Here is an 8,178-nt window from a genome sequence, read left to right on the forward strand (position 1 = left end):
AGAAACTATCCAGGCCCGGGTCTCCCACTCTCCACACGGGACACTCCGGTCAGCCCTGCCCGGCGACTGGCAGCGTCGGACTCCCCCACCCGCCAACCGATCCCGCTATGGGGCGACATCGCTGTCGTCCGTTGTTCCTGTGCGCACGCGATAGCCACCCGACAGCGAGTGCTACCGCCGTGTAACACGTTTGAAAACTGGACATGAACCATGAAGGAGCGGTTATGCGCGCACCCTTCCGGAGAGTGGCCGTGGTCGCGACCGCGGTCGTCGCCCTGGTCGCGCCGGTGTTACCGACCGCCGCGTCGGCAGCGCCCAGCATCCCCAATCCCGAGCAGTACTTCGGCTTCCGCATCGGATCCGACGGACGGCTCGCCACCTTCGACAAGATGGTCCCCTACTTCAAGCTCATCGCCGACCGCAGCAACCGGGTCGACTACGCGGAGCCCGGCAGGACCACGCTGGGCAACCCCTACTCGATGCTGACCATCAGCTCGAAGAAGAACCTGGACAACCTCGACCGCCTCGTCGAGATCAACAAGCGGCTCGCCGACCCGCGCGGGCTGAGCCCGACCGACGCCGAGGCGCTCGCCCGCGAGGGCAAGCCCTTCTACTACGTGCAGGCCGGCATCCACTCCAACGAGGTCGGCAACTCCCAGGCCATGCTCGAGATCGCGCACCGGCTGGCCACGGAGCACTCGCCGTACATCGACAACATCCTCGACAAGGCCGTGATCCTGATGGTCCCGGCGCAGAACCCCGACGGCCTGAAGCTGGTCAACGACTACTTCAACGCCACGGCCGGCACCAACTACGCGCGGACCTACCCCGACCTGTACCAGAAGTACACCGGGCACGACGACAACCGCGACTGGTTCATGTTCACCCAGGCCGAGTCCAAGCTCATGGTCTCGATCCAGAACAAGTACCACCCGCAGGCGTTCCAGGACGCGCACCAGGCGGGCACCGGCGCGCCGCGCATGTTCACCCCGCCCTACCTGTCGCCGTACGACCCCAACATCGACCCGATCACCGTCCAGCAGACCAACGACATGGGCATGGCCATGCAGCGCGGCATGACGTCGGCGGGGATGAAGGGCGTCGGCTGGGGCCAGACCTACGACTACTGGACCCCCTCGCGCCAGTACCAGGTCTACCACGGCGCGTCCCGGCTGCTGACCGAGGCGGCGAGCGTCCGTGACCTGGCCTACCCGCAGATCGGCGACGGCCCGCTGGGCTCGCAGGTGTCGGACACCAACTTCATCGAGCCCTACGACAGCAACAAGTGGACCCTGCGGCAGATCGTGGACTACACGTCGCAGACGTTCTACTCGGGCGTCGACGAGCTGGCCAACGACGGCTACAACTGGCTGAAGGACTTCTACAAGGTCGGCGTCAAGGCCACCACCCGGTCCGACATCTACGCCTATGTCATCCCGGCCGGCCAGCGTGACCCGCAGGCGGTCAAGGACACCCTGGACATCCTGCGGACCGGCGCGGTCGAGATCCGGCAGGCGACGGCGGAGTTCACCGCCGGCGGCAAGGCCTACCCGAAGGGCTCCTACGTCATCTACATGGCCCAGCCGTACTCCGGCTTCGCCAAGACGCTGCTCGAGGTGCAGCACTACCCGCAGCTGCTGCAGTACCCGGGCGGCCCGCCGCAGCGACCTTACGACGTGACGGCGCAGACGCTGCCGATGCTGCTGGGCTTCCAGGCCGACCTGGTCCAGAGCCAGTTCTCGGTCCCGACCACGCTGCTGGACAAGATCACCCCGCCGGCGGTCACCATGCCGGCGGAGCCCGGGGCCGGCGGCGCCTACGTGCTGGGCCCGGAGTCCTACGGCGTCTACCAGATCGTGGCCAAGCTGCAGAGCCAGGGCATCCCGACGTTCCGGTCGGCCGCGCAGTTCACCGACGGCGGCAGGACCTACCCGGCGGGCACGTTCATCATCCCGCCGACCGCGCCGGCGCGGTCGGAGCTGCAGAGCCAGTCCAAGGCGACCGGCATCCCGGTGTACACGATCGCCGACGTGCCGGCGATCGACGGTGTCCAGCTCAAGCCGGGCACCCGGATCGGCCTGCTGAAGCCGCCGAACAACATCCCGTCCGGCTGGCTCATGTGGATGTTCGACCAGTACAAGGTCGATTACCAGATCGTCGAGGCGAAGGACTACCAGAACCTCGCGGGCAAGTTCGACGCGATCATGATGCCCGAGGGCGTGAGCCGCAACTCGATCGTCACCGGGCTCAACGCGGCGCGCTACCCGCAGGAGTGGAGCTGGGCCTTCGGCGTCGGCGAGACGGGCTGGAACCAGCTGCACGACTTCGTCACCAACGGTGGCACGCTGGTCAGCTTCGGCACGGGTTCCGCCACCGCGCAGCAGCTGCTCGGGCTGCCGATGGAGTCGGTGCTGCCGTCGAGCTCGTCGGTGTTCTACGGCCCGGGCTCGCTGCTGAGCCAGGAGATCGACGCCAACGACCCGGCGGCGTGGGGCATGACCCCGAACAACCCGGTCTGGTTCGAGGGTGACCGGGCCTACCGGATCACCGACCCGGCGAAGTACCCGTACCACGTGGTCAGCAAGTACCCGGACAGCGGCGAGCAGCTGCAGAGTGGCTGGCTGATCGGCGGCCAGTACCTCAACGGCGCGGTGAACACCGTGTCGTGGCAGGTCGGCAAGGGCTCCGTGGTCACCTTCGGCAACCAGACCTCGTTCCGCACCTGGAACCGGGCCGAGCAGAAGATGGTCTTCAACGCGCTGTACAACGGACCGTCGCAGAAGCTCACCCCGCAACAGTTCGCGGCCATCGCGGACTGACCCCGGCCGGTGGGGCGGTGGCGAGGCTGCCGCCGCCCCACCCTCGGGACCGTCCTCAGCAGAGCAAGGAACTCGCAGCGTGGAATCCGAACAGGGCCCGTGGACCAGCGCACTGTCCCATCTGGAGTGTGCCCGGTGCGCCACCCGGTACGACGCCGACAGCCCGCAGAACCTGTGCACGTGCGGAACCCCGCTGCTCGTCCGCTACGACCTCGACGCCGTCGGGGCCGCCGTATCCACTTCGGACATCGCGACCCGGCCGCCGGACCTGTGGCGCTACCGTGAGCTGCTTCCCGTGCGGGACCAGAAGAACGTCGTCACCCTCGGCGAGGGGATGACCCCGATCCTGCCGCTGCCGACCTACGGCGCCCGCATCGGCGTCCCGGGCCTGCTGGCCAAGGACGAGGGCATGCTGCCCACCGGCAGCTTCAAGGCGCGCGGCGCGGCGGTCGGCGTCTCCCGGGCGCGCGAGCTCGGCATCGAGCGGATCACCATGCCCACCAACGGCAACGCCGGCGCCGCCTGGGCCACCTACGCCGCCCGGGCCGGCATGGCCTCGCTCATCGTGATGCCCGGCGAGGCACCGCCGATCACGCGCATGGAGTGCGCGATGGCCGGCGCCCGGCTCTACATCGTCGACGGGCTGATCGGCGACGCCGGCACGCTCGCCGCGCAGGCGGTGGCCGAGGGCTGGTTCAACACCTCCACGCTCAAGGAGCCCTACCGCATCGAGGGCAAGAAGACCATGGGCCTGGAGATCGTCGAGCAGCTCGGCTGGCGCATGCCGGACGTGATCGTCTACCCGACCGGCGGTGGCGTCGGGCTGATCGGCATCCGCAAGGCGCTCGACGAGCTGCTCACCCTGGGCTGGCTCACCGGAAAGCTGCCCCGGCTCGTGGCCGTGCAGTCCTCCGGCGTCGCGCCGATCGTGCGCGCGTACGAGTCGGGCGCGGAGACCGCGCAGCCGTGGGAGAACGCGAAGACCGTGGCGTTCGGCATCAACGTCGCGAGCGCCATCGGCGACTTCCTGATCCTGCGGGCGGTCCGGGACACCGGCGGCATCGCGATCGCGGTCGACGACGAGGACACCCTCGCCGCGCAGGCCGCGTGCGCGGCGGCCGAGGGCGTGCTGATGTGCCCCGAGGGCGCGGCCACGCTCGCGGCCGTCGAGCAGCTGCGGGCCGGCGGCTGGCTCGCCGGCGACGAGGAGGTCGTCGTGCTCAACACCGGCAGCGACCTCAAGTACCCGCACACCGCGGCGATGGCCGACCTGCCGGTGCTCGCCAAGGACGCGGTGCTGCCGTTGTGACCGCTGCCGAAATGACCACAGTGGACACTCCGATGGTGGAGCTGCGCGGCGTGCACAAGGCCTTCGGCGACGTGCGGGTGCTCAAGGGCGTGGACCTCGCCGTCGCGCGCGGCGAGGTGCTGGTGATCATCGGGCCGTCCGGCGGCGGCAAGTCCACCCTGCTGCGCTGCGTGAACCTGCTGGAACCGCTGACCGCCGGCCAGGTGCTGCTGGAAGGAAACGACATCAGCCGGCCCGGGGTGGACCTCGACCAGGTCCGCCGCCGGATCGGCATGGTGTTCCAGCAGTTCAACCTCTTCCCGCAGCTGACCGCTCTGGACAACCTCACGCTCGCGCCGCGCAAGCTCCTGCGCACCCCGCGGGCCGAGGCCGAGGAGCAGGCGCACGCGCTGCTGGACCGGGTGGGCCTGTCGGGCAAGGCCGGCAACCACCCGCGCCAGCTCTCCGGCGGCCAGCAGCAGCGGGTCGCCATCGCCAGGGCGCTGATGATGAGCCCGCACGTGATGTTGTTCGACGAGGTGACCTCCGCGCTGGACCCCGAGCTGGTCAGCGAGGTGCTCGACGTCATGCGCGACCTCGCCGACTCCGGCATGACGATGCTGTGCGTCACGCACGAGATGGGGTTCGCCCGCGAGCTCGGCGACCGGCTGGTCTTCGTCGACGGTGGGGTGATCGCCGAGCAGGGACCGCCAGCAGCGGTGCTGGACGGGCCGAAGGAAGACCGTACCCGTCAGTTCCTCCGCAAGGTGTTGCGGTAGCTCGAAGGAGTCTCCCGAAAATGAGAGCCAAGCCAGTCCTCCTGCTCGTCCTGGCCGCCACGCTGGCGGCCGGCGCGTGCGGCAGCGACACCCAGCCGTCCACTTCGGACCGGCCAGCGGTCACCGAGAAGGCCGACCTCGGCGCGCCCCTGCCGGACGCCGTCCAGCAGAAGGGCGCGCTCGCGATCGGCGTCAAGTGCGACTACCCGCCGTTCGGCTACATCGACGAGGCGGGCGGCAACGCCGGCTTCGAGATCGACATCGCGCACCGGCTCGCCGGCTACGCGTTCGGCGACGAGAGCAAGGTCGAGCTGACCTGCGTGACCGGGTCGAACCGGGTGCCGTTCCTCACCACCAACCGGATCGACCTGATCATGGCGACGATGAACTACACGCCGGAGCGGGCCCAGACCATCGACTTCACCTCCCCGTACTTCGCGGGCGGGGTGAAGATGCTGGTGCCGCAGGGTTCCTCGATCGGCGGCTGGGACGACCTCGGCGGCAAGTCGGTGATCACCATCAAGGGCTCGACGGCGAGCCTGTGGCTGACCCAGTGCAAGCCCGACGTCGAGCAGGTGCCGTTCGAGCAGACCAGCGAGGCGCTGACCGCGCTGACCCAGAGCCGGGCGGACGCGTTCGCGCAGGACGACACGCTGCTGGTGGACCTGGCCGCCAAGAACAAGGCCACCAAGGTGGTCGGCGAGGTCAAGGCGGACAGCCCGTGGGGCATGGGCGTGCGCAAGGGTGACACGGCGATGGCCGGCTGGGTCAACGCCGCGCTCAAGAAGATGCAGGACGAGGACCTGTTCTGGACCGCGTTCCAGGAGTCGGTGACCGACAAGAAGGTGCAGCAGGAGTTCGCGAAGGTCCTGCCGCGGCCGGGCAACGACCTGAGCTACCCGAGCGGGCCGATCATCACGTGCTAGCCCAGGGTTACCAGTTCGAGCCGGGCTTCGTCCTCGACCATCTCCCCGAGCTGGGCGAGGGCCTGCTCCGCACGCTCGCGATCAGCGCCGTCGGCATGGCCGGTGCGCTGGTCGTGGGCGTGGTGCTCGGCGCCGTGTCCGCGCTGCGGGTCCCGGTGCTGCGCCAGCTGGTGCGGGGGTACGTGGAGGTCTTCCGCAACACTCCCCTGCTGGTTCAGATCTTCTTCCTGTACTTCGCGCTGCCCGACGTCGGCATCCAGCTCTCCGGGTTCACCGTCGGGTGGCTGGCGCTGCTGCTGTGGGGCGGGGCGTACAACGTGGAGAACTTCCGGGCCGGCTTCGAGGCGGTCGAGCGCGGGTACGTCGAGGCGTGCCGGGCGCTCGGGTTCTCCGCGGCGGCCGCGTTCCGGCAGACCAACCTGCCGCTGGGCATGCGGATCGCGCTGCCGTCGGTGACCAACATCCTCATCTCCGTCTTCAAGAACTCGTCGTTCATGATCGCCATCAGCTACCCGGAGCTCACCGAGACCGCGGTCGGCATCGTCGCGGTGTCGTTCCGCGTGTTCGAGATGTTCCTGGCCATCGGGATCATCTACTTGGGACTCGTCTGGCTGATGTCGCTCGGCGCCGGCGCCGTCGAGCGCCGGTTCGCGATCCCGGGAGGACACTGATGCCCGCGTGGGTCGGACCGGTCGCGTCCTATGTCACCGAGGGGCTCGTCACGACGCTGCTGCTCGCGCTGGTGAGCATCGTGGCGAGCGTGGCGCTCGGGACCGTGCTCGGCACGCTGCTGACGCTGCCGAACCTGGCGGTGCGCGTGATCGTGCGGGCCTACGTGGAGATCTGGCGTGGCCTGCCGATCATCATCACGCTGTTCTTCATCTTCTTCGTGCTGCCGGTGATCGGGATCGAGGTGAACACGTTCGCCGCGGCGGCGGCCGGGCTCACCCTGTGGGGCAGCGCGAACGTCGCGGAGGTCGTGCGCGGGGCCGTGCAGTCGGTGCCGCGCGGGCAGGCCGAGGCCGCCGCCGCCCTGGGTTTCCCGTGGCGGCGGCGCATGCGGCACGTGATCCTGCCGCAGGCCACCCGGCGGGCCCTGCCCCCGCTCGTCGGGCTGGTCGTCAACCTCACCCAGCAGACGTCGCTCGCCGCGGTGATCGGGCTGCTGGACATCCTGGAGGCGTCGCAGCGGTCGATCGAGCGGCTCACGCTGTCCGGCGGTTCGACGCACGCGGTCCCTATTCTCGGGGCGGTGCTCGTCGTGTTCTTCGTCCTCTGCCTGCCGCTCACCCTGCTGTCCCGCCGGCTGGAACGGGTCTTGGAGGTCTCGTGAAGCGTCCACTTCTGTGCTTGGCCGCGGTCGCGCTGGTGCTGACCGGCTGCTCGGCCGACCCGTCCGCCGAGGAGGCGGCGCGCAACACCGCGCCGCCGGACACCATTACGCCGTACGCGTCGACCTCGGTGCCGACGTCGCGGGTGGTGGCGGACAACAAGGCCGTGACGGCCGCGGCCCTGCCGACGAGCGTCCCCGGGTACGCGCCGGCCCGGCCGAAGGAGGCGACGCTGCGGCTGTGCCCGCCGCTCGCGAAGACGGTGCCGGGCAAGCTGGTCCAGGCGTTCAACGTGTGGCACGGCACGGGCGCGAACGCGGGCCGCACGCTGGCGGTGACGATCGTGTACGACCCGGAGAACGCGCCGGCGGACAGCATGCTGGCGACGCTGCTGCCCCCGGACTGCGCCACGGACGCCGGCGGGACGCACTACGTGTACGACCGCCAGCCCCAGGAGCGCTCGGACGGCTGGGAGGGCGTGCTGAACACGATCCTGGCCACGGATGTGCAGACGGGCGCGCACAGCTACGAGTCGGCGTACCTGATGTCGAAGGGCGACGCACTGGTGAACGTGGTGGCATCGCGGACGAACCGCGCGACGTACGACCCGACGGTGGACCAGGTAGCCGCGGACTACCTGGAGGCGGTGCTGGAACGGTTCGCGGTGTAGGGGTTGTGTGGCACGCATGGACGACGACGCCGGGGCCGCTGCCCGAGGACGGGGTCGGCGCCGGCGCCGGCGCATGACTTCACCCGATGATCTACGAGACAGGCCTTAGAGCCTGATGCCGCCGTCGATGTCGTCGTCGTTGCCGTCGCCCGGGGACGGGATCGGCGCCTTGCGCTCGTCCTCCACCAGGCTTTCCAGGTGGGTCTGGTGGTTGGCCGGGTGGAAGAGCTCGTCGACGGCACCCACGATGGCGGTGCCGACACCGCGCCGCCGCGCCCGGGCCGCGAGCCGCATGAGGCCCCACATGACGACGGCGTAGCCGACGGCGACCACGAGGAACGGCAGCACCACATCCATGACACCGA

8 protein-coding genes are annotated in these 8,178 nt (G+C 69.6%); 7 read left to right on the forward strand and 1 reads right to left on the reverse strand.

Annotated features, from left to right (window positions below; translation table 11 throughout):
- Positions 1-224 precede the first annotated feature (224 nt).
- The 7 genes from VGD70_RS35210 (at position 225) to VGD70_RS35240 (ending at position 7,813) form a co-directional block, all read left to right on the forward strand.
- Positions 225-2,819, forward strand: a complete 2,595-nt coding sequence (locus tag VGD70_RS35210) for a M14 family zinc carboxypeptidase (protein ID WP_331089189.1) — start codon at positions 225-227, stop codon at positions 2,817-2,819.
- Between the two features lie 79 nt (positions 2,820-2,898).
- The gene (locus tag VGD70_RS35215) at positions 2,899-4,128 is read left to right on the forward strand and encodes a threonine synthase (protein ID WP_331089191.1); all 1,230 of its coding nucleotides are present in this window, start codon (positions 2,899-2,901) and stop codon (positions 4,126-4,128) included.
- A gap of 20 nt (positions 4,129-4,148) precedes the next feature.
- A complete protein-coding gene (locus VGD70_RS35220; RefSeq protein WP_414638136.1) occupies positions 4,149-4,886 on the forward strand; it encodes an amino acid ABC transporter ATP-binding protein in 738 nt (245 codons plus the stop codon).
- A gap of 20 nt (positions 4,887-4,906) precedes the next feature.
- Positions 4,907-5,812, forward strand: coding sequence for a transporter substrate-binding domain-containing protein (locus VGD70_RS35225; RefSeq protein ID WP_331089193.1), 906 nt, complete (start codon positions 4,907-4,909; stop codon positions 5,810-5,812).
- Positions 5,806-6,483 (forward strand): amino acid ABC transporter permease, encoded by a 678-nt coding sequence (locus tag VGD70_RS35230; protein WP_331089195.1) that lies wholly within the window; start codon positions 5,806-5,808, stop codon positions 6,481-6,483. The genes VGD70_RS35225 and VGD70_RS35230 overlap by 7 nt, the downstream gene beginning before the upstream one ends.
- On the forward strand, positions 6,483-7,145 hold the full coding sequence (locus tag VGD70_RS35235) for an amino acid ABC transporter permease (RefSeq protein ID WP_331089197.1): 663 nt from the start codon (positions 6,483-6,485) through the stop codon (positions 7,143-7,145). Before VGD70_RS35230 ends, VGD70_RS35235 begins: the two co-directional genes overlap by 1 nt.
- Positions 7,142-7,813 (forward strand): hypothetical protein, encoded by a 672-nt coding sequence (locus VGD70_RS35240; RefSeq protein ID WP_331089199.1) that lies wholly within the window; start codon positions 7,142-7,144, stop codon positions 7,811-7,813. Before VGD70_RS35235 ends, VGD70_RS35240 begins: the two co-directional genes overlap by 4 nt.
- Before the next feature lie 105 nt (positions 7,814-7,918).
- Here the strand turns inward: VGD70_RS35240 and VGD70_RS35245 are convergent.
- Positions 7,919-8,178, reverse strand: a 260-nt coding sequence (locus VGD70_RS35245) for a hypothetical protein (RefSeq protein ID WP_331089201.1), incomplete at its 5' end; no start/stop codon positions are given.

This window comes from Actinophytocola sp. (assembly GCF_036402745.1).
GTDB lineage: Bacteria > Actinomycetota > Actinomycetes > Mycobacteriales > Pseudonocardiaceae > Actinophytocola.

Coding starts and splice junctions, on each gene's coding strand:
- VGD70_RS35225 (WP_331089193.1), top strand. CDS start 4,907: ATGAGAGCCAAGCCAGTCCTCCTGCTCGTCCTGGCCGCCACGCTGGCG.
- VGD70_RS35210 (WP_331089189.1), top strand. CDS start 225: ATGCGCGCACCCTTCCGGAGAGTGGCCGTGGTCGCGACCGCGGTCGTC.
- VGD70_RS35235 (WP_331089197.1), top strand. CDS start 6,483: ATGCCCGCGTGGGTCGGACCGGTCGCGTCCTATGTCACCGAGGGGCTC.